Below are 24,373 nucleotides of genomic sequence, written 5' to 3'. Positions count from 1 at the left end.
TTTTTAGTGAACCCGGGGATGTCTTACGTTAGAAAAATAAATTTATGCAAGTGCAGTATTCTCAATAAGAACTTTGCCATTATAGTATAAAACACCGTCTACATCATAAGCTCGGTGAGGCAAATGTACAGTACCTGTTGTTTGACAGGTTGTAAGACTAGGTGCTACAGCTTTGTAATGTGTTCTTCTTTTATCTCTTCTTGACTTAGAAACCTTGCGTTTTGGATGTGCCATCTCTGTTTAAATTATTAATTATTATTTCTTAATTTTATTTAGTGCCTCCCATCGTGGGTCAGTACTTTTTTGTTCACTCTCTTTATTGTCAATTGACAAATCATTAATCTTGTCAATCATCTCTTTATCACAGGTCGATTTATTTCCGGGATCATCGCAGCGACTGTTAAAAGGGGCTGCCAGATTAATATACTCATATATTAACGGTGATATATCCAACTCGTGATCTCGCTTTGATAAAACCAATATCTCTTCCGTGTCTTCACTTATCTCTTCATGTTCAGAGAATTTTATTATAACTCGCTCGTTGATTGTTGTTTCGGCTGGAAAACTGCTTAAACATAAATCACAACTCAAGTCAATAAACCCTTTAATGTCAAAGTTTGCAATCATCAATGTCTCTTGCTTATCAAGAGTTACAGACAATTTTAATCTTCCATCTTTAACAATAGAGTATTCAAATTCATCAAAAAAACGCTTATCTATCTCATATTCGAAAACATGCTGACCTAATTTCAGACCTGTATATGGAATATGATAGTTTTGTAAATAGTTCAAAGCTACGATATTTGAGCCCGCAAATTTATGGAATATTTATAACTTGTGAAAGTATTTTACGTAATACCTTTTTTTGAAATTTTATAGAGGGTGAATTTGATCCAATAATACCTTAATCTCTATCACGCGACAATCTTCTGACTTTTAATGGATTTGATAATAGCTCCAATTGTTCTCTTCTTTGTTTTACAATTGTTATTGCGGCAAAGACTGCTTCTCTAAAAGACTCCGGAGATGCCATGTTTTTACCTGCAATGTCGAATGCAGTTCCATGATCAGGAGAGGTGCGCACAAAAGGTAAGCCTGCTGTAAAGTTGATGCCATTATGGAATGCAATATGTTTAAAAGGAATTAAACCTTGATCGTGATACATAGCCAACACTGCGTCGAATTTTTTATAGGCATTCCCTGCAAAGAAACCGTCTGCGGGATAAGGGCCGAAAGCAAATACACCTTCTTCATGGGCCTTTTCTATTGCCGGTTCAATAATCTCTTTTTCCTCCATGCCAATTAAACCGTCGTCTCCGGCATGAGGATTTAACGCCAATACAGCAATTTTAGGCTTCTCAATCCAGAAATCATTCTTTAAACTCTGATTCATCAAAACTAATTTAGAGACAATGGTTTCCTGGTTAATGTTTTGGGCTATTTCTTTTACAGGAACATGGCCCGTTACTACCCCGATACGTAAATCGTCACCTATCATAAACATGAGAGATTCTTCAGTAGCTGCTTTTGATTGCAGATATTCAGTATGTCCCGGAAAATTAAAAGATTCGCTTTGAATCGATTTCTTATTAATAGGTGCTGTTACTAAAGCATCAATTTTCCCTTCGGTAAGATCATTTACCGCACTCTCTAAAGATATAAAAGCGTATTTGCCACCAGTTTCATTTGCTTCACCCGGTGTAATCTTCACATCCTCTTCCCAGCAATTAATAATGTTTGCTCTCTTCTCATTGGCGTGATCGGCATCAGCGATAACATTGAAACTGAAGTCAGATAAACCAACGTTCTTGCGGAAATAAGAAGCTATTTTAGTGTTCCCATAAACGATGGGTGTGCAAAAATCAAGCATACGATTATCAGCGAATGTTTTAATAATGACTTCCATACCGATGCCATTTACATCACCAATAGAAATACCGACTTTTATCTTTTTATCGCTCATATCTTTTACATAGGATTGCCAAAAGTATGAAAAAGGATAGATTAATTCAATATTATGCTGTCTATTCGTCTTATTGATTTATAAATTTCAATTACCTTTGATGAAATTTAACATCTACTGAATGACGGTTCGCGCAAAAAAACATCTAGGGCAACATTTTTTAACAGACAAGAATGCGGCAAATAGAATTGTTAATGCATTGCAAAATGAAGGTCGATTTGAAAAAGTTCTGGAAGTAGGCCCAGGGATGGGGATCCTGTCGGATATTTTGCTAGAGAAGAAAGAGTATTCAACCTGGTTAATTGATATCGATGCAGAATCAGTCCAGTATTTAAAAGAAAAGTACCCTGAACTAGGAGACCGACTAATTCTAGGTGATTTCTTAAACCTGGATTTTAAAAAACTATTTGATGAAAAGATTGCTATTATTGGCAATTTTCCCTATAATATATCTTCACAGATTCTATTTAAAGTTTTAGAAGAGCGTGATCAGGTGGTTGAAGTTGTTGGTATGTTCCAGAAGGAAGTAGCACAACGTTGTGTAGCAAGCCCCGGTACTAAAGAATACGGAATATTAAGTGTGTTCTTACAAGCTTACTTCAAACTAGAGTACTTGTTTACCATAAAAGCGGGCGCCTTTAATCCACCACCCAAAGTTCTATCGGGTGTTATTCGTTTAGAAAGAAACCAGATTGAGAAACTAGATTGTGATGAAAAACTATTCTGGCAAGTTGTTAAAGCTGGATTTAATCAACGTCGGAAAACATTGCGCAATGCACTTTCTTCCTTAATTAATAAAGAAGCAATGAAAGAAAACTCATTTCTTGAATTGCGAGCAGAACGGTTATCCGTTCAAGATTTTGTTACTCTTACAAATGCAATATCAGAAACACGATGAATACCTTAATTAAAACCCCTCTTCGTTTATTAATAGTAGACGATCTCCACCCTGTTTTTATGGAAATGGTTCAGGCTGCTGGAATAGAATATGATTACAGACCTACTATTTCCAGAGAAGAAACGCTTCCTATTATTAAAGATTATAATGGACTTATAGTACGTTCAAAATTTAAAGTAGATGAAGAAATGATAGATGCCGCACCTGATTTGGAAGTTATCGGCCGTTCCGGATCCGGAATTGATAACATTGATCAAGCTTATGCTGAAAAGCGAGGCATTCATTTATTTTCAGCTGCAGAAGGGAACTGTGATGCAATGGCTGAGCATATGATGGGGCTGCTTTTAGCCTTATTAAATAAAATTACGGTTGGGAATAACGAAGTGAGAAATGGTCTATGGCAGCGAGAAAAAAATAGAGGCAATGAGTTAGGTGGTAAAACAGTTGGACTTATTGGATATGGACATAATGGCCAGGCAATGGCTAAAAAACTATCAGGTTTTGATGTGGAGGTTCTTGCTTATGATAAATACAAATCGGGCTTCAGTGATTCTTATGCAAAAGAGGTTCAAATGGATGAGTTATTCGAGAAGGCAGACGTGCTAAGTCTTCATATGCCTTTAACGAGTGAAACTAAAAGTTTAATAAATAAGGAATTTATATCACGTTTTAAAAAGCAGATTTTATTCCTTAATGGATCAAGAGGTCCAGTGGCAAATGTTGAAGATGTGATTGAGGCCTTGGAAAATAATAAGATCGTTGCAGCTGCTTTTGATGTCCTACCGATAGAGAAGTTTCCTGCACTTTACGAAACGAGTTGGTATAAAAAGCTGATAACCTTCGATAATGTTATTCTTACCCCTCATGTTGCAGGGTGGTCTGTAGAATCTTATTTTAAACTCTCCAAAGTACTGGCGGAAAAGATAGCAAAGCTGGTTTAAAAACCAACTGAAAAATATTGTAAGATAAAGACACTCAGAAATTGAAGTATGAGTGTCCCATCCAGATAGAAGAAATAATAATATTCATCTTTCTCCCATCTTGATTTAAAGATTAGCCATCCTGTTAATAAGGTTACTGCTATTAATCCCGCAATAGCGAGGGTGAGCTGGGGTACGAAGATGAGTAATAATACAATATATACGATTAATAAAGCCTGGCAAAATAAAGCCGACTTCTTTTCTCCTAAAATTACAGGGAGTGTTTTCAGGTTATATTGCTTATCCTGAAATAAATCGCGGATATCAAAGGGAATCGTAATTGCAGTAACAAATAAGAAGCGTTTGGTAGTTAGTAATAAAAGAGCAATCAATGATACCGAGGTTCCAGAACTTTTTAATTCTATAATAGGCACACATACACAGCTTAGTGCCCAAACCATTGATATGATAAACAGTTTGGCACCTGGTAAATTCCTTAAGCCTACACGTTTTGTCTTGTCTTTAAAAAGCGGAAAGCTATAAGAAAGTGCCAGCAGCCCAATAAAGAACAAGAGTGTTATAGTGCCAATACTTAATTGCAAGGTTAAAGGAATTAAAGTAATGGCAGATAAAACGGTTAAAGTAACTACAAGCTTATAGTGTGCATAAATCCAATGTACTCGGCGATGTGGTGAGCTTGCAGGGTCTTTAGGACGTGCTAAAATCATACTAAAGTTATACAAGAACAGCGTGGCACATCCTAATATAGCAATAACTGTAAAATCAAGGGGTGCTTTTAGGAGCATGTAAGTCAGTGCTCCTTGTGCCATAGCGCAACAGGCAATAAATAAATTGCTAAATAGAATAAAGTCTAAAGGTCGCCTAAGCCAAGTATAACGCATTAATTAGGATATACGTGAAAAATATTAGAACGCCTGGTTTAGGATTTCTAGAATTTCTCTTTATGGACTATGCTGAAAAAGAAGTTCCGCAACCACAGGTTGATTCTGCGTTCGGGTTATTAAAAATAAAACCCCTAGCATTCAATCCGCTTTGAAAATCTATTTGCATTCCTGCCAGGTACATTCCATGGGCTTGATTCATAAACACCCGAATTCCTTCGATGAAGAATTCAGAATCGCCGTCCTTCTTTTGATCAAAGCCTAAAACATAATTTAATCCGGAGCAACCACCTCCGTCTACGCCAATTCTTAATCCAAAATCTTCACCGATCTCTTGCTGGTCTTTCAATTTTAGTAATTCCTTAACGGCACCTCCCGTAAGACTTACCGGAGCTATTGTTGAAGTTTCATTTACCATATTTCATTATATTATATACAAATATACAGCTAAATGTTCATTTTTGTTTACAAAGATGCATTTTGACTAAATGCAAACATTAATACCTTATTGAGTTAATAAGATCAAATCAAAAATATGAGCACGGAAAAGCAAACATCTTCAGGAATAGAAATAAAGGAGGTTTATAAAACCTGCAAACCTATGGAAGAGCTTCCCGGGATATTTCCTTTTACGAGGGGAGTTAAAAAGACCATGTATAGAGGTCGCTTGTGGACGATGCGCCAATATGCAGGTTTCTCAACAGCAGAAGAATCTAATAAACGCTATCATTATTTATTAAACCAGGGAACAACAGGCTTGTCGGTTGCTTTTGATTTACCTACTCAAATCGGATATGATTCTGATCATGATATGGCTGATGGCGAAGTGGGAAAAGTTGGAGTTGCAATTGATTCATTGGCAGATATGGAACTCCTCTTTGAGGGTATTGCTCTTGAGAAAATTACTACATCCATGACCATTAACTCGACAGCAGCAATTTTACTGGCTATGTATATTGCCTTAGCAAAGAAGCAAGGCGCTGATTTGCGTGAGCTTTCAGGCACCGTACAAAATGATATTTTAAAAGAGTACGTCGCTCGTGGTACCTATATTTATCCTCCCGCACCTTCCATGCGTTTAATAACTGATATTTTTGAATATTGCAGCAAGGTACTCCCTAAATGGAATACTATATCAGTATCAGGATATCATATTCGCGAAGCAGGCTCTACTGCAGTTCAGGAATTAGCCTTTACTCTGTCTAATGGTAAAGCCTATTTAAAAGCAGCTATTGAGAAAGGACTAGATATTAATGTTTTTGCTTCTCGCATATCTTTCTTCTTTAACTGTCATAATAATTTCTTCGAGGAGATTGCGAAATTCAGAGCAGCACGCAGAATGTGGGCTAAAATAACCCGCGATCTAGGAGCTACGAGTGAAAAAGCCCAGTCTTTGCGTTTCCATGCACAAACAGGTGGTTCCACATTAACGGCCCAACAACCCTTAAATAATATTGTTCGGGTAAGTAATCAAGCTTTGGCAGCTGTATTGGGCGGTGCTCAATCCATTCATACCAATGGTTACGATGAAGCTATTTCTCTTCCAACGGAAGAGGCTGCAAAAACGGCTCTTAGAACGCAACAGATCATTGCTTTTGAAAGCGGAGTAGTGGATACTGTGGATCCTATCGGAGGGTCTTATTTTGTTGAAACTCTAACCGACGAGATAGAGTCGGCAGCTTTTGAGTATATAAAAGGAATTGATGAAATGGGTGGGGCGGTAAAGGCGATAGAAAAAGGGTACATGCAGGATGAGATTGCAAAGGCTGCTTATGATTTTCAAAGAGCAGTAGAAGATGGAGAGCAGATTATAGTAGGAGTTAATAAGTATACAGAAGAAACCCTTGCAGTAAAAGAAGTATTCCGAGTTGATGATAATATTCGTCAGCTGCAGATTAAAAAACTGCAAACTCTAAAAAGTTCCCGCTCTGCTGAAGCCGTCAAAAATGCCTTAAACAATTTGGAGCAAGCCGCAAAAGAAGGTAGCAATACAATGCCGTTTATTTTGAATGCAGTGGAATGTTACGCAACTTTAGGTGAAATTTCGGATGTTTTAAGGCGAATTTTCGGAGAGTTTAGACCTTAAGGAAAAGAAGAGTTACTTAAGGTTAGCCGTTTCAAAATAATGAGATTCAATCAACTACAATTAAATGTATTTTTTTCTTGGAAAACTGCCTATAAAATTGCTATCTTAAAAAGCAGAAAATACAATGATTTTTGCCAATTATTTATTGTATCCTAGAGTGAAAAAAGCAAATGTTAATAATTAAAATATCCAATCTCAAAAGATTGAATTGTAAGCGAAATGGAAGCTTATCTACTTGATTATTAATGAAATAATCAATAGTTGAGATTTATCTTTTTTTAATACATTTTTTTTGAGACCTTCGGTACTCCGATGGGTTATTAACATTTACACCCACTAGTATTGTAAATCAGAATATTAACAAAATGAGTATAGAAAAAACGTGTATAAACGTATGGAATAATTGCCTTCAGGTTATAAAAGATAACATACCTGCCCGGAGTTTTAGTACTTGGTTTGAACCAATAAAAGCCTTGAAGATAGAAGGGGATGTACTGACGATACAAGTACCTAGTTTGTTTTTCTACGAATGGCTTGAAGAACATTATGTTAACCTACTGCGTAAAACCGTTAAACAACAACTTGGAGAAAATGCGAGATTAGAATATAATATAGTTGTTGAGAAATCATCTAATAGTAATCCTTATACAACCAATATACCATCAAATGGAAATGGTGCAGCCGGCAATAAACAATCTATTCCGGTACCTGTTGCATTAAACAGAGATATAAAGAATCCTTTTGTTATACCTGGATTGCAGAAATTACAGGTAAACCCTCAATTAAATCAGAACTACACCTTTGACAACTTCATTGAAGGAGATTGTAATCGCTTAGCACGCTCTGCGGGCTACGCTGTAGCGCAGAAGCCAGGCGGTACATCCTTTAACCCATTAATGGTATATGGAGGTGTTGGACTTGGTAAAACCCATTTAGTACAAGCCATTGGAAATGAAATAAAGAAGAACTTCCCTGATAAATTAGTTATCTACGTTTCCTGTGAAAAGTTCTGTCAGCAATTCGTTGACTCTTTAAAGAATAGAACCATCAATGATTTCGTAAACTTCTATCAGGTAATGGATGTCATTATTATGGATGACGTACATAACTTTGCCGGTAAGGAAAAGACACAAGATATCTTCTTTCATATCTTCAATCACCTTCATCAATCAGGAAAGCAAGTTATCTTGACTTCCGATCAACCACCAAAAGATTTATCAGGATTGGTAGAACGCCTGCTTAGTCGTTTTAAATGGGGACTTTCTGCAGATATGCAAGTTCCTGATCTTGAAACCAGAATGGCCATTCTTCAAAAGAAAATGTATTCTGATGGAATTGAATTGCCTTACGAAGTTGTTGAGTATGTTGCCAATAACATTGATAATAATGTCCGTGAATTAGAAGGTGCAATGGTTTCTTTACTAGCACAATCTACACTTAATAAAAAGGAAATTGATTTAGATCTTGCTAAATCAATGCTGAAGAACTTTATTAAAAACAGCCATAAAGAAATCTCAATTGAATACATCCAGAAGTTAGTTTGTGATTATTTTGAGGTGCCTGTAGAAATGGTTAAATCTAAAACCCGTAAACGTGAGATTGTTCAAGCACGTCAGATTTCAATGTATCTGGCTAAGAGCTATACCAAGACTTCCCTCAAGTCGATTGGTGCTTTCTTTGGAGGTCGCGATCATTCTACTGTGATATATGCTTGTCAGACAGTAGTAGATTTGATTGAAACTGATAAGAAATTTAAATCTTATGTTCAGGATATTCAAAAGAAATTAAAGCTTAGTTAATTAGAAAAATATTTGTTGAACTGAGAACTGACATTGATAGCGAATTAATACACCAAAGAAAATCATCTGCTTATTTTGATTAAGCTGTATAATTGAATCTAAAAATGTCTTCAATGTTTATGGTATTTAATATGAAAATAAATACCATAAACATTAAAGTGCGGACGATCTTCTCAATTCAACAAGAATCAATTCTTGTTGAATTGAGAATTGCATTTTATTTCTTAATTATATTCGACAATATCCTCAAGTTTCTTCTTTTTAAGCGCTAAATTCTCTCCAGTATTGAATTTTTTGTTCATTGATGGGTGATGAATCCAAAAAGTTGGAATTCCATTAATTGATGTTTGTCTTATGAGTGCAGATTTTTCATCTTTTGTCTTTAAAACTGCAATGATAGGTTTGTCAAAAAAGGGGGTTAGCTCTTTTAATGCAATGTTTCCCATAAGGATAATGTTTTTCGGCAGTAAAATACTGATTAATTCTTTGTTTGCTTTTTGGCAATAAGCAATAGCGTCTTTTGCCCCAGTTCTCTTTTTTAGCATTTCAAACTTATTCGTATTGAAATAAGTGACATTTGTGATAACTGCATCTTCAAATATTGGACGTAGTTTTTCGCCAGATAAAAGGTTGCATAAAGAATTTTAACGCCATGCAGGGTTGTTTAGAAATTGATTTTCTTCATAACCCAAATCCAGCCCGGTTCTTCTAGATCTATTATTAGTTTTATTAGCCAAAGAGTAACTTGTCGATCCACCAGGATTTGCGCCAATTATTAATAATGGAGGATTAAACCTAACAGAAGATTGAAATACATAAAAATCTAAATCAAGATCATAGGAAGAATTTTTTGCTAAGTTATCACATGTATCGGCTACATCATTTTTCCATTTTTCAATAGCTTGGTGATATAATTTTTCTGCTGCTAAATTCATTTGCTTTTATTTTTTTTGGTTGGTTTAAAATTTAATGTTAACTGAGATTATGAAGATAACCATTTGACTCTAATAATTTCTATCCGTAACTTTTTTATTTAGATATCATCGAAAGCCACATTGTTTATACAGGCTGATTTAGTCTAGCGAAACCAGTAAGCCTCACTTGTCAGAAAAGTCCTACCGATTACTTCATTTATTCTTGTACGGACCGAATATCCAAATAGCAGCTATAAATTTTGGTTGCGGCTTCATATATTATATAATTTGTAACAAACATAAGGGTCGGGTGCGCCATATTACGACGCAGATAAGTACTAAAATTAAAATACAGAAATGGCTACTATAGACCCGATTACAAGACTTTGTTGACCGTAAGAATAGAAACTTCTCCTTCTGATTTTAATCGCAATAGTATGAGCTATGATAGCGTTTTTGGAAAAGATTAATAGTAACTTGTAAAAAGGATGCGATAACAGGCAACCAGATACATTCTTATATTATTTTAATTATTTATATCGGACATGTCTTGTCTGACTTCTTGCTTACCTTTATAAAAAAGGATCGCATGGCAAGAATAGATGAAATGACACGATTAACTACTATCGTTAATATATTAAAAAAAGCACCAGCAAGTCGCAGAGAAATAGAAGAATATTTAGATCGAAAATCGGAACTTACAGGGCTTAATCTTCGTGTGTCTGAACGAACACTTTTGAGAGACAAAGAAGCTATTTTAGCAGTCTTTGAAATACAGATTGAATTTGATTTTTCGAAGAAAAAGTATTTTATTAAGGAATCTGATCATAATAGTCAACTAGGTAATCGCACTTTAGAAGCTTTCGAAATTTACAATACCTTGAATTTAAGTTCAGGAATGTCTGATTTCTTAAGTTTTGAAGAGGGAAAATCTTTAGGAATGGAGAATTTCCATGGTTTATTGCATGCAATAAAAGGTCGTTGTCAGCTTAATTTTCAATACAAATCATTTTGGCAGGAGGAACCTTCATTGAAGAAAACCCATCCATATATGCTTAAAGAGTTTAAAAAAAGATGGTATTTAATAGCCAAAGACTTAAAAGACGAAAAGATTAAAACCTTTGCTCTAGATAGATTAGAGGAGATTGATATTACCAAAAAGAATTATAAATACCCTACAGATTTTGATCCAAAAGAAAGATTCCGAGACAGCTATGGAATCATTACCGACTTAGAATATTTAGAACCCGAAGACGTAATCTTGTCCTTTACCAAAGAACAAGGGAAATACATAAAAACCTTACCCTTGCACCATAGTCAAGAAATATTGATTGACAATGACCAGGAGTTGCGTATTTATTTGAGAGTATATGTTGTGTTTGATTTTCTAAAAGAGCTTATCTCTTTTGGTGCCAACATGAAAGTGATTGAGCCTGAATCATTGATAATAAAAATAAAAGAAGCCCACCTAAAAGCATTCGAACAATACAACTAAATACTTATAGCTAGGGTTTACTCAGACATCTCTTGTCTTGGTTCATTCTTATCTTTGTTGTTAATCAATAAAGCGTTATAAAAATCCAAAAAGCAAAGATATGGAAGCGACGGCGGCAAAATTTAATGTATTAGAAACAATTGAATTAATAACGATCATTTCAGAAAAATCTAAATTAAAGCCTGAACTTTTCGAGTTGTTAAAGACAGAACTGTCTTTATTAGCCAATTATTTACAAGTTAGCCCCATGCAAAGCTTATTATTTGCAAATGCAGTAATTAAAGGATTTGATAATAGTAGCTGGCAGAATGTTTTCACTCATTTTAAGTTAAAAACATATGAATTGCTTCATTATGAAAGGGATATCGAAGTACTTTATAAATTGGGGTATCTAGCCAGAAGTCATCAAAGTCGACATGATGAAAGAAATCTAAGATTTACATTGCCTAAAGAAATCTTGAAATCTATTTCACAAAATAACGAACTTTTAATAAAGCCACAAGTACCTGTTTGTTTAATAGATGTATTAGGAGAATTCGATCAATTAAGTGATGAGAAAGATGATAGAATCCTTGACCATTACGATTTTTTAGAAGAGTTTGATAACTTACTTGAACAGAATTCTAGATTGCCATTTATTCAGTGGATGAAAGGTTTCAAATTAGATTTCTTTGAGATGTATTATCTAATGGATAGTATATGGGATTGTTTAAATAACAACAGCAATGATTTCGTCACAGGTGTTGATTGTACAGTCAAAGATTATTTTGAATCAAAGTCAAAGATTATAGAAATTACCCAAGCTATTTCTACTGGAAATTTCAAGCTGATAAAGCTAGGACTAATTGAAATAAGTATGGGTGAGTTTAATAATCATTTAAGATCAAAAATAACAGAACAAGTGGTGGATTTCTTAAAAGAAAAAGAAGAACTTACCATTAACCAAGCCAATAAAAATGGGGCTAATATTATCGACGCAGATAGTCTTCATTATAAAGCTCTTTTTTATAATCCAGAAGAGGAGAAATTAATAAATATGATCGGTAAAATGTTAGATCCAGCAGAATTTGATTCTTTACAAATGCGATTAATGAAAAAGGGTATGCCTATTGGTTTTTGTACATTATTGTATGGCCTACCAGGAACAGGAAAGACTGAAAGTGTTTATCAATTAGCAAAAGCAACAGGTAGAAGTATTTATAAAGTAGACATTTCTGAGACCAAATCGATGTGGTTTGGTGAAAGTCAAAAACTTGTAAAAGATATTTTTACACAATACAAGATACTGATGAAGAAAGAAAAGCTTTGCCCTATACTGCTTTTTAATGAAGCTGACGGACTCATTAGTAAACGTAAAGCAGTAAATTCTTCCAATGTCGCTAGTACAGAAAATGCAATACAAAACATCTTATTAGAGGAAATGGAAAGCTTTGAAGGTATTCTTTTTGCCACTACAAATTTGATTGAAAATATTGATAATGCTTTTGAGCGTAGATTTTTGTTTAAAGTAAGATTTGACAAATCAACCGTTGAAAATGGCGCACGAATTTGGCAAAATAAGCTAGATTTTCTTAATCAAGAAGAGGCAATCTCTCTTGCCAGTCAATTTGATTTTTCCGGAGGTGAAATGGAGAATATAGCTCGTAAGTGCTTAATGGAGGAAGTGTTATTAGGAGCCAAACCTACAATAACAAGTGTGAGAGCATTATGTGAAAACGAAAAATGGGGAAGTGAAAAGACCCGACAAGGAATAGGTTTCAGATTGTAAATAATTTAATTCAAATCCATGTTCTTTCATAAAGAAATTATTGATAATCAGTTTTTCCTACACATAAATGGAAAACTTATTTATAAAAAATGGTTCTCTAACGGGTATTCTCTTGTGTTTGATAAGATGCCCTATGATAAGCATACATTTTGCAGCATCGTTGAAGAAACAAGGCCAGGAGGGGTAGTCAAAGTGGTGCAAATTTTTAATAACAAGTAACTGGACACTCAAACGGTTTCAATTGACTTCAACTTTTAAGAGAAAAATAAATCCTAAAATGAATGAGAAGAGTAGAGTAATAACTAAGGGATTTTTGGAGAAGCACTTTTGCTTGCCTAAAGAGTATGAATTATTAGAGCGAATAAATTCCGGAAGTAAAATAGCAAAAAATCAACTCTTGATTCAATATATGCCCCGCTTACTTGAGATCGCTGAAGGCCTAGCCAAGCATTTTGAAGATAGACAAGAAGCGATGCAAGTTGTGATGGAGAGTTTCTTGAAAGGCTTGAGAATACTAGCTTACCGTTATTATTGCAAAAAACACGAGGAACAAGATCATTTGGCGGTTTGGAGTTTGCATATAATGGAAGTTTATTTAAGAAGAATAAAGGAACAGATTCTGTTTTATGTTCGTCCAAATAAAGAAAAATCTTACTTACAATCCTTCAATCGGGTACAACTTGCGAGACTAAATAAACTAAATGATACTCTGAAGCTAGAGCAGCAGAAGATTTGGGGAAAAATATCTGACTATATATATCCTTTAGAAATCGAGAAGAAGATGAAAGATACGGATTATTCGATAAGAGTTTCATTAGATTTTTACCTGTTAAAGAGCATCTATTCTATCCATAGTCAGATCTTTTCTAGTAATATATTAGGAATAATTGGCCTCAAAGAAAGATTTAATACACCGGAATTCGATTGGTGGACAGAAGGTATGCCTGTATTGGATGATCCCTATTGCTATCTATTGAGTGAACTCTTTGAACAATGGCTCATCATGCATCGAATTCCGGATATTGCATTAATTAGCACTTCTATACAAATAGATTGTAAGAATTTATCGCAGATCTAAATAGGATGTATGAAATTTACTATGCTTATAATGCAGGAGTATGCTTTCCCTTGCTAGGACCATTCGGGTGTCTTGAACATGTACCACTTGTTAAGCTGACTATACTTGAATATTTTGATCCGCAAAACTTGCATGTATACTGAGGCTTTTCACTGCCCTCATAAAGTTCGTGCTTTCCTTTGCTAGGACCGTTTGGGTGTCTTGGGCACGTACCACTTGTTAAACTACTTACACTTGAATACTTTGATCCACAATGTTCACAATAGAAATTTGCCATATTATTCATTTCTTTATTTCTGCTTACTCTATTCAGTTTTCAGCCTCCCTGTTTGTATATAAAATTAAGAATTGAGTAGGCTATATGATGTCTAGGTCTAGAACTTTTTTACAAAATAAAGATAGTCTTTTTTAAGATGGTCTATTATGCTGACACCGTTTGACTGAGTCTCCTCATATCTTTATACCATTATAATCATATATTAAAAACACGGTAGAAGTGCCTTAGGAAAGGAAGAAGTTGAACTTGAGCTGATAGAGAAATAAATAGATAAAATTACTAATAAATTAAAACATGAGATCAAATCTAAAAGAAGGAAAGAAGCTAAATGACAAAGTAGATAGTTTTTTATGCCTTTTTAAAATAATTAAAAACTTCAAATTATTGATAATAAGTGCTACCTGCTTTTTTTTAGTTTCCTGTGAAACAAAAGAAAAAATTAGTTGTGATATGCCTGATGGCATAAATTTGTTGAAAGATGGTATAACGTATAATTATGTTGAAAAGCTGGCTTTAAAGCTTGCAATAGATGATTATGATGGTAATAAATTCAATTGGTTAGATGAATATAGGTCCGACTTTAAAGCATATTTAACAGAACAGACCAGAATGATTATGGCAGATGAAAGTATATTCTATGCTTTTGCAACAGAGAATATTGAGGTAGACTTTTTATCTTTTCGACATATCATTACAAATTCTTTTGATAAAGTAACCAATAAGTGCTCTTGTACAGCTACAATTAATTACGCCGATTCGTCCCCATCATCTCAAGTAGAATATACATTAGTATTTGACAATGAAGGCTACCTTCATACTGAATACATGGATCCTGTGAACATAGTAATGGATACAAAGAATAATGTATTTAATGAAAATTTCATATCGAATCTATTAAAAGAAATAAAAACAGAAAGAAAACGCCGCTTAGCTAAATAAAAGACTAAGCATTACATTGTTTTATATCAATAATTAATACATTATATCTGTGCTATTTTAGCTAAAAAAGCATTGACATACCGCTTGAATAGCTCTTTAAAAGCTCTAATGAGTAAAGCAAGGTATTAATGAGTTAAGTGTAAGTTAGAAGTAACTAAGTAACTAAGGTTACTTCCGTATAGATATCTATCGTATTCATCAATATCTTGTGCATCGGACAAGCATCTGCTACAGATATTAGGCGACTTCTTTGTTTTTCATCAAGCTGCCCTGAAACATGAATCTCTCGTTGAAAAACAGTGTGATTGGTTTTTATATCTCTTTCTAGAGAGATATGTACTTTAACTTCATCTACCGCCCATTTTTTGTGATTAGTATACATGATTAAGGTAATCGAGGTGCAAGAAGCAAGTGAGCTTGCCAAAAGTTCTTGTGGCGAAAAACCTAGATTCTGCCCTCCCAATGCAATTGGTTCATCAGCGATAATACTGTTTGTAGCTGAATTAATTATTGTTTTATAGTGTTCTTTTCCTGTTATTGCAGTTACGTTGTTCATGCTCTAAAGTTGAATTTTAAAATTGTGGTAGGGGTACAAAATCTGTTTCATTAGGTACTTTGGGGAACTTTTGTTCCTGCCAGTCTTGTTTTGCTTTTTCGATAATTGCTTTATCAGAGTTCACGAAGTTCCAATAAATAAAACGCTCTTCTGGGAAAGGTTCTCCTCCAAAAATGTAGATGGTTGTGTTTTCAGTCATCTCAAACTGGCATAATTTACTGTCTTTTGCTACTAGAATTTGTTTCTCGCCATAGGTATTACCCTCACTTTTTATCGCACCTTCTAAAATATATAAAGCACTTTCTCCGAAAAGGTGATCTCCGATGTTAACTTGTGTTTCTTTTGTATTCTTGATTTCTATGAAATACAAGGGACTGTGAACAGGAACAGGCGACTTCCGGCCGAAGGCTTCACCGGCAATCAGCTTCATGCTGATGTTATCTTGTTCCCATTGAGGAATCTGGCTGGCCTCTATATGTGCAAAAGAAGGCTCTGATTGTTCTAATTCTTTCGGGAGGGCGACCCATATTTGTAAACCATGCAGTCTTTTATCCGAAGTTCGCAGGCTTTCAGGTGTGCGCTCTGAGTGTACAACTCCTTTTCCTGCTGTCATCCAATTTACTGCTCCGGGTGTAATCTCTATTTCTGTTCCGATACTATCCCTGTGCATGATAGCGCCTTCAAATAAAAAGGTAAGAGTTGAAAGGCCGATATGCGGATGTGGAGGTACGTCTAAGTTTTGATAGTCCTTTAAGTCTGCTGGACCCATATGGTCAATAAAAACAAAGGGGCCAACCGCACGTTTCTTGCGAAACGGTAATAATCTGCCTACCATAAAATTGCCGATATCAGCAGCTCGTTCTTCGATAATTAATCCAATATTAGACATATTCTTTTATTTAATATGTATGTAAAATAAGAATAATATAAGTAATTATAGAAGCTAATGAGGTATGCTTAGAATATCTTTCCTGGATTCATGATACCTTTCGGATCGAATACATGTTTGATACCTTTCATTAAATCGATGTGTGTGGGAGAGAACTTTAAAGGCAGGTATCCTTTTTGGACATAACCAATACCATGTTCTCCCGAGATGGTGCCACCAAGAGCAACCGTCAGATTAAAGATTTCAGTAATTCCATGGGGAAGAATGGTATTCCATTCTTCATCCGTCATGGTAGATTTGATGATGTTAACATGTAAGTTTCCGTCGCCGGCATGACCATAACAAACTGATTCGAACCCATATTTCTTGCCGATTTCTTTAATACCCTTTATTAATTTGGGTAACTCTGCACGTGGAACTACGGTATCTTCCTCCTTATAAATGGAATTGGATTTTACAGAAACAGCAACAAGTCGTCTCATGTTCCAAAGATCGTCTTTTTGTTTGGTGGTATCCGCCAGCAAAACATCAGAGCAGCCATTCTCTTCCAGAACGATGTTTATTTTTTCACATTGCTGAAAAAGAGAATCCTGGTTATCTCCATCCACCTGTATCAGTAAGAAAGCTTCAACACCGTCTGCCAGATTGAAATTGATAGAGTCATGTTCTTTTACCCATTCTATTCCTTTGCGTTCAATAAATTCAAGGGAAGAGGGAGTTTGGCCTGCTCGAAAAACAGCAGAAACTGCTTCACAAGCTGATTCATTGCTTGGAAAAGAAGCGAGCATCACCATGTTCTCTGCTGGTTTAGGGATTAGTTTTACTACAATTTTGGTTACAATTCCTAAGGTACCCTCAGACCCGATAAACAACTGCGTTAAATTATATCCGGATGAGAACTTAAGAGTATTGGCGCCTGTCCATATAATCTCGCCCGAAGGTAAAACAACCTGTAAATTCAAAATATATTCGCGAATGGTGCCGTATTTTACTACTTGGGGGCCACCGCTGCTATGGGAAACATTTCCTCCTATAAAACAAGAACCTTTACTTGCCGGATCTACTGGATAGAACAACCCTTTCTCTTCTACTGCAGTCATCAAAAGCTGAGTTATCAGTCCTGCTTCTACTGTTGCCTGTAAGTTTCTTTCATCGATCTCTATCAGCTTGTTCATGCGTTCCATGCAAATCACCAATCCGCCATGAAGGGGCAGAGCACCTCCGCTTAAACTGGTTCCTGCTCCTCTGGGTGTAATTGGAATTTGATTGATCGAGCAGATTTTTACAAGTTCAGAAACTTCTTCGGCAGATTTGGGGAGTGCTACAACCTCCGGATAGAAGTGCAGGTCCTCCGTTTCATCATGTGAAAAGCGAAATAGATCTTCTTTTTCGAAATAGGTATGTTCGCTGCCGGTAACTTTTATTATCTCAGCAAGTATTTCAGGAGTTATAGGATTGAATTCCATTTTTAATCTTTCTTATTCCATATTATAACGGCTCTCGCATGAGCCTTATCTCCTCCGAATGGAGGATTTACTTTGCAGATACTAACTTCGATACTTGTTAAATACTGAAATTTTAGTTTAATATTTTCCAGTATTTCATCAGCAACTGTTTCCAAAAGCTTTCTTGGATTCTTCATTGCTATTGTTGCAATGGAGTATAGTTGCTCGTAATTTACTGTGTTTTCAAGTTCGTCATCCTTTAATTTAGAACCGTCAAAGGAGGTTTTAATATTTACAAAATATTCGTTCCCAAGTATCTGCTCCTCCGGATAAAAGCCATGGTAGCTATAAAAGCGAAGGTCTTCTAAGTTGACTTGAACGATTTTTCCCATAATGATGAATTAAAACAACTGCGAAATGTAAATAGAGAATCTTCTTTACTCGAAGTAATTCAGGGTGCTAAAACCGCCCTTTTTCAGATAGTCTTCTTTCTGCATCTCTTTTAAATCAGAGTGCATCATGTCTTGAATTAATGCATCCAAACTGTATTTAGGTTTCCACCCTAATTGCTTGAGTGCTTTTGATGCGTCACCAATTAATAGCTCCACCTCGGTAGGTCGGAAATAACGTGGATCCACACGAACTACCGTTTGTCCTATCTTTACAGTTTCAGGATCTAAACCTAAAGATACCATTTGTGTTTCGTCGAAATCAATGACTACCCCTTTTTCGTTTTTACCTTTACCTGCAAACTCAATTTCGATTCCTACCTCTTCAAAGCTTCTTTTAACAAACTCACGTACAGTAGTGGTTACGCCGGTCGCGATTACATAGTCTTCTGCTTTTTCTTGCTGAAGCATTAACCACATGGCTTCTACATAATCTTTCGCATGCCCCCAGTCGCGTTGTGCAGAAAGGTTTCCTAAGTATAAACAATCTTGTGAGCCTAATGCGATTTTACTAACCGCGCGTGTTATTTTACGGGTTACAAAAGTTTCGCCGCGAATAGGGCTTTCGTGGTTAAATAAAATGCCATTGCAGGCATACATATTATAAGCTTCCCGGTAGTTTACGGTAATCCAATAAGCATATAATTTCGCCACGGCATAAGGAGAACGAGGGTAAAATGGGGTGCTTTCACTTTGAGGAACTTGCTGTACTAGGCCGTAAAGCTCAGACGTTGATGCTTGATAAATCCGGCATTTATCTTTCAATCCCAACATGCGAACTGCTTCTAAAAGACGAAGCATTCCTAAGCCATCTACATTTGCTGTATATTCCGGTGTATCAAAACTTACTTGAACGTGGCTTTGAGCGGCTAAATTATAAATTTCATCCGGCTGTGTTTCCTGAACGATACGAATCAGGTTGGTAGAATCTGTCAGATCTCCATAATGCAAGGTAAAATGGCGATTCTTTTCGTGAGGATCTTGATAGAGGTGATCAATACGATCGGTATTAAAGAGCGAACTTCTGCGTTTAACACCGTGCACGATATAGCCTTTTTTCAATAAGAATTCGGCTAAATATGCTCCGTCTTGCCCGGTTATACCTGTTATTAAAGCCGTTTTCATTAATTAGGGTTATATGTTTTTCCTTGCTTTAGCACGGTTTCCAGTAAATACTTTCCGTAACCGCTTTTTACTAAGGGTTGTGCTATTTTTTCTAATTGTTTTGCATCAATGAATTTCATGCGGTAGGCAACTTCTTCTATACAGCCGATTTTCAAACCTTGTCTTTCTTCAATTACCTGTACAAACTGTCCTGCCTGCATCAAAGATGTGAATGTTCCGGTGTCGAGCCAAGCGGTTCCCCGACCAAAGATACCAACGCTTAAGCTATTCTCTTTGAGGTAGGCTTTGTTGACATCGGTAATTTCGTATTCTCCCCTTGGAGATGGTTTTAGGTTTTCGGCAATTTCTATTACTGAATTATCGTAGAAATAGAGTCCGGGAACAGCATAGTTGGATTTTGGTTCAGTTGGTTTTTCCTCAATTGAAATTACCTTATTATCCTGATCAAATTCTACTACACCGTAACGCTCCGGATCTGAAACCTGGTATGCAAATATTAGGGCGCCATCTACATCCTTTTTAGATTGTAATAGGTTTGCAATTCCGTCACCATGGAAGATATTATCTCCTAAGATTAAAGCTACTTTATCATTTCCAATAAATTCTTTCCCGATAACAAAAGCTTGTGCTAAACCGTTGGGAACAGATTGTTCTGCATATGAAAATGAACAACCCAAACTAGAACCATCTCCTAGTAATTTCTTAAAATTAGGTAAGTCATAAGGTGTTGAAATAATGAGTATCTCATTAATCCCTGCCAGCATTAAGGTTGATAATGGATAATAGATCATTGGTTTGTCGTATACAGGCATTAATTGCTTGCTGACAGCTAACGTAAGTGGGTGTAGGCGGGTTCCTGAGCCTCCTGCTAAGATAATTCCTTTCAAAATATGCGATTTAAATAGTAAAAGTATAAAATATTTTCCTTTCCATGCAACCTTTCCCGTCATTCTACCGTCTTAAGTAAAATGGAATATCTGACATAATAGTACTTTAAGATTTAATTCCGCTTAAAAAGTTTTAATTTAATATTTACATAATAAGAATCAAATGAAATCACTTCTCTTAACAGTTTTAAATATTGCATTCGTTGTTGCAGGGGTACAAGCTCAGAACCAGCATGTTATACGAGTAGGGAAAACAGATACTGTGCGTGTTATCGCTGACAGTACGATAGTTGAAATAAAAAATGAAGGACAAAAGAAACGTCTTAAGCTGATCTTTGAATATGGAAGTGATTCGATAGGGAAGCCGGTTAAACTATCAGTTAGTAAAGAGGATAAAAAAGAGATTAAGAAGGAGGAGCCTTTTTATATCGGTTTAACATTTTCTCATTTCGATTTGGGTTTAACGAAGATACTTGATAATGGTAAGATTAAGCTTTCACCAGCGAATGAGTTTTTGGATTATAAGACCTGGAAAACGATTAATGTAGGCTTCGATGTTTTTAAGATGGGTTATAAGTTTACAGACCAGTTTGCTATGCAAATTGCTGCAGGGTTTGACTGGACGCATATTCGTTTAAAAAAAGATATTTTATTTCTGGAAGATACAGCTTCTTTAAGCTATGTTGAATCAGACATCGACTATAGTAAAAATAGGTTTACCTCCAGCTACCTACGTATTCCATTAACTTTTCAATTGAGCACAAAGTCGGGTGCTTTGCCCAAACGATTAAATGTTGCGGCTGGTCCAATGGTCGGAATACTATTGCAAGGAAGTCAGAAGGTGAAGAGTGATGCGGAAGGAAAGCATAAGGTTAAAGATGACTTTAACTTTGCACCCGTAAAATATGGTGCCTTTGCCAGGGTATGGTATGGAAGTGTAGGTGTTTATACCAAGTATTATTTTAATGATATGTTTGTTGATAGTCCGGATCAGAAAGATGTAAAGAACCTTAGTTTTGGTTTGATGTTTATGTTTTAATACGGGAAGATTGAATAGAATATTGATAAGACATTTAAGAAGAAATGAATAATGAGTCCTTTTTAGAAGGCTGTAGATTAAATGATCGGAAAGCACAGGAAATGCTCTACCGATCATTTTCTTCTAAAATGATGGCTATTTGTTCGCGTTATGCAAGTTCTCAATTTGAGGCTGAAGAAATCTTACAGCTGGGCTTTATAAAAGTATTTAAAAATATTAACCAGTTTGCAAACAAAGGGTCTTTGGAAGGTTGGGTACGGCGCATTATGGTGAATACGGCAATTGAGTTATCTCGGAGAAGTATTATTCTTCAGGATATTGATGAGGTTAAGGAGAGTGCGATAGTTGATTCGCAGCTTTTTGAAATTGATAATTTGGAGGTAAAGGATTTATTGAAAATGATTCAGGAATTGGCACCCGGTTTTCGATTGGTATTTAATATGTATGCTATCGAGGGATTCTCGCATAAAGAAATTGCTGAAGCCTTGAATATTAGTGAGAGTGCTTCAAAATCGCAACTATCCAGAGCAAGAGTGAGGTTGCAGGAGAAGATTAAAATAATGGAAGGAGAAGTAAATGGAATCAGATCGTAATAAAGATTTTGATCGGCAGGTTAGAAAGAAGTTTGAGAATTTTTCGGAAGAAGTTTCCCCTTCTTTATGGTCTGTTATTGAAAAGGAGATTCAACCCGAAAAGGCTAGGGCTAAGGTGTTTGATTTAAAGCGTTATCGTTATATAAGTATAGCTGCTGCCTTACTTATTATTGGATTTACGGTTTGGCAAATTCGACCAGAGGAAAAGATCTTTCTTAATGGGCAGGGTACTGTTGAAGAGATAGCGCTCGTGAAAGAGCCGGTAATTAAGCAACCAGTAGTTGATAAAACGAATTCTTTGAATGTTGAGAAAGAAAAGGAACCTGCTATAACGAAGCTGTCTAATCCTGTAATTGAAACTGTTTTGAATGACGATGAAGGGAAGCACCCTTTGCAAGATTCTCCTTTATTGAAGGAGAATAAAATAGAAAAGAACTCTCAAAGAGAACCACTAATAGCGGTAAATGCTCCGATTGAAAATGATGATGTGTCGCTTGAAGAAGTGAGTACGACACCCTCTCTGAATGAAACATTGGATGTTAGTGATAAGTATTTAGCTTCTCTTAATCAAGGAGCAGATAAGATGGATACTAAATCCGAAGAACGGTCGGGGATTGTGAGTGGGATCTTGAACTTTGTTGCTGCTAATATTAAAATTGGGGAAGGTAAAAGAGTTGAATTTACGGAAACAGAACATGGCATTATTAAGATAGGGTTGAAAAGGTAAAATTCTTACCTTCGTGGGGAAATTATTTTAACAATTATGTCGAGTTCCTCAAAAAAGGATTCCTGTGAATTTTTACCCGGTGATACATTCGTTGCTGATTCTTCTCTTTTAGTAGTAAGCGACTTATCAAGGAAATATTCTGATAAACCAGATTCGGATGGCCTTAAGTCGATCAGTTTCTCGGTAAATAAGAATGAGATAACCGCTATTATAGGTAAGAGTGGTAGTGGAAAAAGCACATTGCTTCGTTTAATTTATGGCTTGTTTGAGCCCGATGCCGGTGAAGTCCGTTTTGAAGGGTGGAGAGTAATTGGACCAGCAGATAAATTAATTCCAGGACATCCTTCAATGCGCATGGTTTCACAGCATTTTGATGATTTGAATACCTTCGCAAATGTGTATGATAATGTTGCTTCACAACTTAGCAACGAAGATCTGGATCTTAAAGAAAAACAAACACTTCTTACTTTAAAGCGACTTCGGATTGATCATTTAAAGAATCAACGTATTAATGATTTGAGTGGTGGAGAGAAGCAGCGTGTAGCTATTGCCAGAGCATTAATTACTCAACCCAAAATGCTTCTGATGGATGAACCGTTTAACCAAATAGATGCGGCATTCCGGGATGAATTGCAACGAGATTTAAAGGAGATTGTGGAAGAAACCGATCTTTCTGTAATCTTGGTTTCGCACGACCCATCAGAAGTTTTAGGAATGGCAAATCAACTTGTTATTTTGAAAGATGGAGCTTTGGTTGCTTTTGGAGACCCGGTAGCTCTTTATAATAATCCGCCCAGCAAATATATAGCCCGTATGCTGGCGAAGAGTAATATATTGAGTGCAGATCAAGCTAAGTTTTTAAATGTTCAGCAAGAAGGAGATCATTTTGCTATTCACCCCGAATGGATTAAAGTGAGAGCTAGCAAGAGAGGCCGTTTTGAAGTTAAAATGGTCTTATTTAGAGGCTTCTATGAAGAATTGATTATTCATAACCCGCAGCTTTCTCTTCGTGTGTATCATATGAAGCATGGACAGTTGAAAAGGGGAGACCGGGTTAATTGTCAAATATTGAAATCTTCGTCTATCAGTATTAGTCTGAAATAAGCTTCCTTAATTACTGAACCATTTTATTGGCACAAGCTGAACTGGCAAAAGCTTCTGGTTTTGCTTTAAATACAAACCCCATTCCCAAGATGTAACCCATTGCTTCGTGCAAAGCCTGGTTTGACTTGAATTTAGGGTCTGTATTGATATCAGCGTGTACTTCCAGTTCGATATCGTATTTATCCAGCATACTGCATAAATCATACGCAACTCCAATAGAACGCTGTACCTCGGATAGCATTCTTCTTTTAATGCTCATTCGTTCTTTGGTTCGTTCCTGGTGTATAAACATGAAAGCACCTTTCTTCTCCCTTAAGAAAACAATTACTGTGGCAAAATCTGTAACTAACCCTTTAACCTGAGAGTCGGTGCCAATGCAAACTTTTAGTTTGTTTCCAACCTCGTGCTCTCTTACAATTACATTATTTACCTCATTTAAAATATCTTGTTTTAGCACTTCGCCATTGAATTTTTTCCAAGTCATAAGTTTTGTGTTAAATGGTTTTATCTGCTTATAGGT

Annotated in this window: 27 protein-coding genes; 12 read left to right on the top strand and 15 right to left on the bottom strand. The window is 35.8% G+C overall.

Features of this window, described 5'->3' with window-relative positions; all coding sequences use genetic code 11:
* Nucleotides 1-42: 42 nt before the first annotated feature.
* The 3 genes from rpmF to pdxA form a co-directional block, all read right to left on the bottom strand.
* Nucleotides 43-234 carry a 50S ribosomal protein L32 gene (gene rpmF / locus VL047_RS02415; protein WP_325358157.1) on the bottom strand — a complete coding sequence of 64 codons (192 nt, stop codon included), beginning with the start codon at nt 232-234 and terminating at the stop codon, nt 43-45.
* A 21-nt stretch (nt 235-255) separates the two neighbouring features.
* Entirely contained in the window at nt 256-792 is a 537-nt protein-coding gene (locus VL047_RS02410; RefSeq protein ID WP_325358155.1) for a DUF177 domain-containing protein, read from the bottom strand.
* A gap of 112 nt (nt 793-904) precedes the next feature.
* On the bottom strand, nt 905-1,963 hold the full coding sequence (pdxA, locus tag VL047_RS02405; protein WP_325358153.1) for a 4-hydroxythreonine-4-phosphate dehydrogenase PdxA: 1,059 nt from the start codon (nt 1,961-1,963) through the stop codon (nt 905-907).
* A gap of 121 nt (nt 1,964-2,084) precedes the next feature.
* Here pdxA and rsmA point away from each other — a divergent pair, with 121 nt between their 5' ends.
* Both rsmA and VL047_RS02395 read left to right on the top strand, forming a co-directional pair.
* Nucleotides 2,085-2,861 carry a 16S rRNA (adenine(1518)-N(6)/adenine(1519)-N(6))-dimethyltransferase RsmA gene (gene rsmA / locus VL047_RS02400; RefSeq protein ID WP_325358151.1) on the top strand — a complete coding sequence of 259 codons (777 nt, stop codon included), beginning with the start codon at nt 2,085-2,087 and terminating at the stop codon, nt 2,859-2,861.
* Nucleotides 2,858-3,802 (top strand): NAD(P)-dependent oxidoreductase, encoded by a 945-nt coding sequence (locus tag VL047_RS02395; protein WP_325358149.1) that lies wholly within the window; start codon nt 2,858-2,860, stop codon nt 3,800-3,802. Before rsmA ends, VL047_RS02395 begins: the two co-directional genes overlap by 4 nt.
* On the opposite strand, the gene VL047_RS02390 is transcribed toward VL047_RS02395, so the two are convergent.
* Nucleotides 3,799-4,683, bottom strand: coding sequence for a UbiA family prenyltransferase (locus VL047_RS02390; protein ID WP_325358147.1), 885 nt, complete (start codon nt 4,681-4,683; stop codon nt 3,799-3,801). The genes VL047_RS02395 and VL047_RS02390 overlap by 4 nt on opposite strands.
* Before the next feature lie 67 nt (nt 4,684-4,750).
* Nucleotides 4,751-5,101 carry an iron-sulfur cluster assembly accessory protein gene (locus VL047_RS02385; protein ID WP_325358145.1) on the bottom strand — a complete coding sequence of 117 codons (351 nt, stop codon included), beginning with the start codon at nt 5,099-5,101 and terminating at the stop codon, nt 4,751-4,753.
* Between the two features lie 117 nt (nt 5,102-5,218).
* On the opposite strand from VL047_RS02385, the gene VL047_RS02380 reads away from it, so the two are divergent.
* Entirely contained in the window at nt 5,219-6,769 is a 1,551-nt protein-coding gene (locus tag VL047_RS02380; RefSeq protein ID WP_325358143.1) for an acyl-CoA mutase large subunit family protein, read from the top strand.
* A gap of 371 nt (nt 6,770-7,140) precedes the next feature.
* Nucleotides 7,141-8,568, top strand: a complete 1,428-nt coding sequence (gene dnaA, locus VL047_RS02375) for a chromosomal replication initiator protein DnaA (protein WP_325358202.1) — start codon at nt 7,141-7,143, stop codon at nt 8,566-8,568.
* 224 nt (nt 8,569-8,792) lie between these two features.
* Here dnaA and VL047_RS02370 read toward each other — a convergent pair whose 3' ends face one another.
* Together VL047_RS02370 and VL047_RS02365 are read right to left on the bottom strand one after the other, a co-directional pair.
* Nucleotides 8,793-9,113, bottom strand: a complete 321-nt coding sequence (locus VL047_RS02370; RefSeq protein WP_325358141.1) for a hypothetical protein — start codon at nt 9,111-9,113, stop codon at nt 8,793-8,795.
* A 99-nt stretch (nt 9,114-9,212) separates the two neighbouring features.
* Complete coding sequence (locus VL047_RS02365) at nt 9,213-9,503, bottom strand: hypothetical protein (RefSeq protein WP_325358139.1); 291 nt, start codon at nt 9,501-9,503, stop codon at nt 9,213-9,215.
* Nucleotides 9,504-10,071: 568 nt separating this feature from the next.
* On the opposite strand from VL047_RS02365, the gene VL047_RS02360 reads away from it, so the two are divergent.
* The 3 genes from VL047_RS02360 to VL047_RS02350 all read left to right on the top strand — a co-directional run bounded on the left by VL047_RS02360 (nt 10,072) and on the right by VL047_RS02350 (nt 13,823).
* Nucleotides 10,072-10,977 (top strand): WYL domain-containing protein, encoded by a 906-nt coding sequence (locus VL047_RS02360; protein ID WP_325358137.1) that lies wholly within the window; start codon nt 10,072-10,074, stop codon nt 10,975-10,977.
* Nucleotides 10,978-11,224: 247 nt separating this feature from the next.
* Nucleotides 11,225-12,745: an ATP-binding protein gene (locus VL047_RS02355; RefSeq protein ID WP_325358135.1), complete on the top strand. Its 1,521-nt coding sequence runs from the start codon at nt 11,225-11,227 to the stop codon at nt 12,743-12,745.
* Between the two features lie 277 nt (nt 12,746-13,022).
* Nucleotides 13,023-13,823: a hypothetical protein gene (locus VL047_RS02350; RefSeq protein WP_325358134.1), complete on the top strand. Its 801-nt coding sequence runs from the start codon at nt 13,023-13,025 to the stop codon at nt 13,821-13,823.
* A 25-nt stretch (nt 13,824-13,848) separates the two neighbouring features.
* Here VL047_RS02350 and VL047_RS02345 read toward each other — a convergent pair whose 3' ends face one another.
* Nucleotides 13,849-14,100: a hypothetical protein gene (locus VL047_RS02345; protein ID WP_325358132.1), complete on the bottom strand. Its 252-nt coding sequence runs from the start codon at nt 14,098-14,100 to the stop codon at nt 13,849-13,851.
* A 294-nt stretch (nt 14,101-14,394) separates the two neighbouring features.
* On the opposite strand from VL047_RS02345, the gene VL047_RS02340 reads away from it, so the two are divergent.
* Nucleotides 14,395-15,039, top strand: coding sequence for a hypothetical protein (locus tag VL047_RS02340; RefSeq protein ID WP_325358130.1), 645 nt, complete (start codon nt 14,395-14,397; stop codon nt 15,037-15,039).
* 154 nt (nt 15,040-15,193) lie between these two features.
* Here VL047_RS02340 and VL047_RS02335 read toward each other — a convergent pair whose 3' ends face one another.
* From VL047_RS02335 to rfbA, 6 genes are all read right to left on the bottom strand, one after another.
* Complete coding sequence (locus VL047_RS02335) at nt 15,194-15,595, bottom strand: OsmC family protein (RefSeq protein ID WP_325358128.1); 402 nt, start codon at nt 15,593-15,595, stop codon at nt 15,194-15,196.
* Between the two features lie 16 nt (nt 15,596-15,611).
* Nucleotides 15,612-16,484 (bottom strand): pirin family protein, encoded by an 873-nt coding sequence (locus VL047_RS02330; RefSeq protein ID WP_325358126.1) that lies wholly within the window; start codon nt 16,482-16,484, stop codon nt 15,612-15,614.
* A 68-nt stretch (nt 16,485-16,552) separates the two neighbouring features.
* The gene (locus tag VL047_RS02325) at nt 16,553-17,950 is read right to left on the bottom strand and encodes an FAD-binding oxidoreductase (protein WP_325358124.1); all 1,398 of its coding nucleotides are present in this window, start codon (nt 17,948-17,950) and stop codon (nt 16,553-16,555) included.
* Between the two features lie 2 nt (nt 17,951-17,952).
* Nucleotides 17,953-18,321 carry a dihydroneopterin aldolase gene (gene folB / locus VL047_RS02320; RefSeq protein ID WP_325358122.1) on the bottom strand — a complete coding sequence of 123 codons (369 nt, stop codon included), beginning with the start codon at nt 18,319-18,321 and terminating at the stop codon, nt 17,953-17,955.
* Nucleotides 18,322-18,366: 45 nt separating this feature from the next.
* Entirely contained in the window at nt 18,367-19,503 is a 1,137-nt protein-coding gene (gene gmd / locus VL047_RS02315) for a GDP-mannose 4,6-dehydratase (RefSeq protein ID WP_325358120.1), read from the bottom strand.
* Nucleotides 19,503-20,390 carry a glucose-1-phosphate thymidylyltransferase RfbA gene (gene rfbA, locus VL047_RS02310; protein ID WP_325358200.1) on the bottom strand — a complete coding sequence of 296 codons (888 nt, stop codon included), beginning with the start codon at nt 20,388-20,390 and terminating at the stop codon, nt 19,503-19,505. Before rfbA ends, gmd begins: the two co-directional genes overlap by 1 nt.
* A gap of 163 nt (nt 20,391-20,553) precedes the next feature.
* On the opposite strand from rfbA, the gene VL047_RS02305 reads away from it, so the two are divergent.
* The 4 genes from VL047_RS02305 to VL047_RS02290 are packed head-to-tail and all read left to right on the top strand — an operon-like array spanning nt 20,554 to nt 23,853.
* Complete coding sequence (locus tag VL047_RS02305) at nt 20,554-21,429, top strand: outer membrane beta-barrel protein (protein WP_325358118.1); 876 nt, start codon at nt 20,554-20,556, stop codon at nt 21,427-21,429.
* A gap of 44 nt (nt 21,430-21,473) precedes the next feature.
* Entirely contained in the window at nt 21,474-22,022 is a 549-nt protein-coding gene (locus VL047_RS02300) for an RNA polymerase sigma factor (protein ID WP_325358116.1), read from the top strand.
* Nucleotides 22,006-22,749 (top strand): hypothetical protein, encoded by a 744-nt coding sequence (locus VL047_RS02295; RefSeq protein WP_325358114.1) that lies wholly within the window; start codon nt 22,006-22,008, stop codon nt 22,747-22,749. The genes VL047_RS02300 and VL047_RS02295 overlap by 17 nt, the downstream gene beginning before the upstream one ends.
* Before the next feature lie 36 nt (nt 22,750-22,785).
* Complete coding sequence (locus VL047_RS02290) at nt 22,786-23,853, top strand: ABC transporter ATP-binding protein (protein ID WP_325358112.1); 1,068 nt, start codon at nt 22,786-22,788, stop codon at nt 23,851-23,853.
* A 10-nt stretch (nt 23,854-23,863) separates the two neighbouring features.
* On the opposite strand, the gene VL047_RS02285 is transcribed toward VL047_RS02290, so the two are convergent.
* The gene (locus VL047_RS02285) at nt 23,864-24,337 is read right to left on the bottom strand and encodes a ribonuclease H-like YkuK family protein (RefSeq protein ID WP_325358110.1); all 474 of its coding nucleotides are present in this window, start codon (nt 24,335-24,337) and stop codon (nt 23,864-23,866) included.
* Nucleotides 24,338-24,373: the final 36 nt, after the last annotated feature.

The sequence above is a fragment of the Albibacterium sp. genome, from assembly GCF_035514885.1.
Taxonomy (GTDB): domain Bacteria; phylum Bacteroidota; class Bacteroidia; order Sphingobacteriales; family Sphingobacteriaceae; genus Albibacterium.
This window is presented reverse-complemented; position numbering and strand designations above follow the sequence as displayed.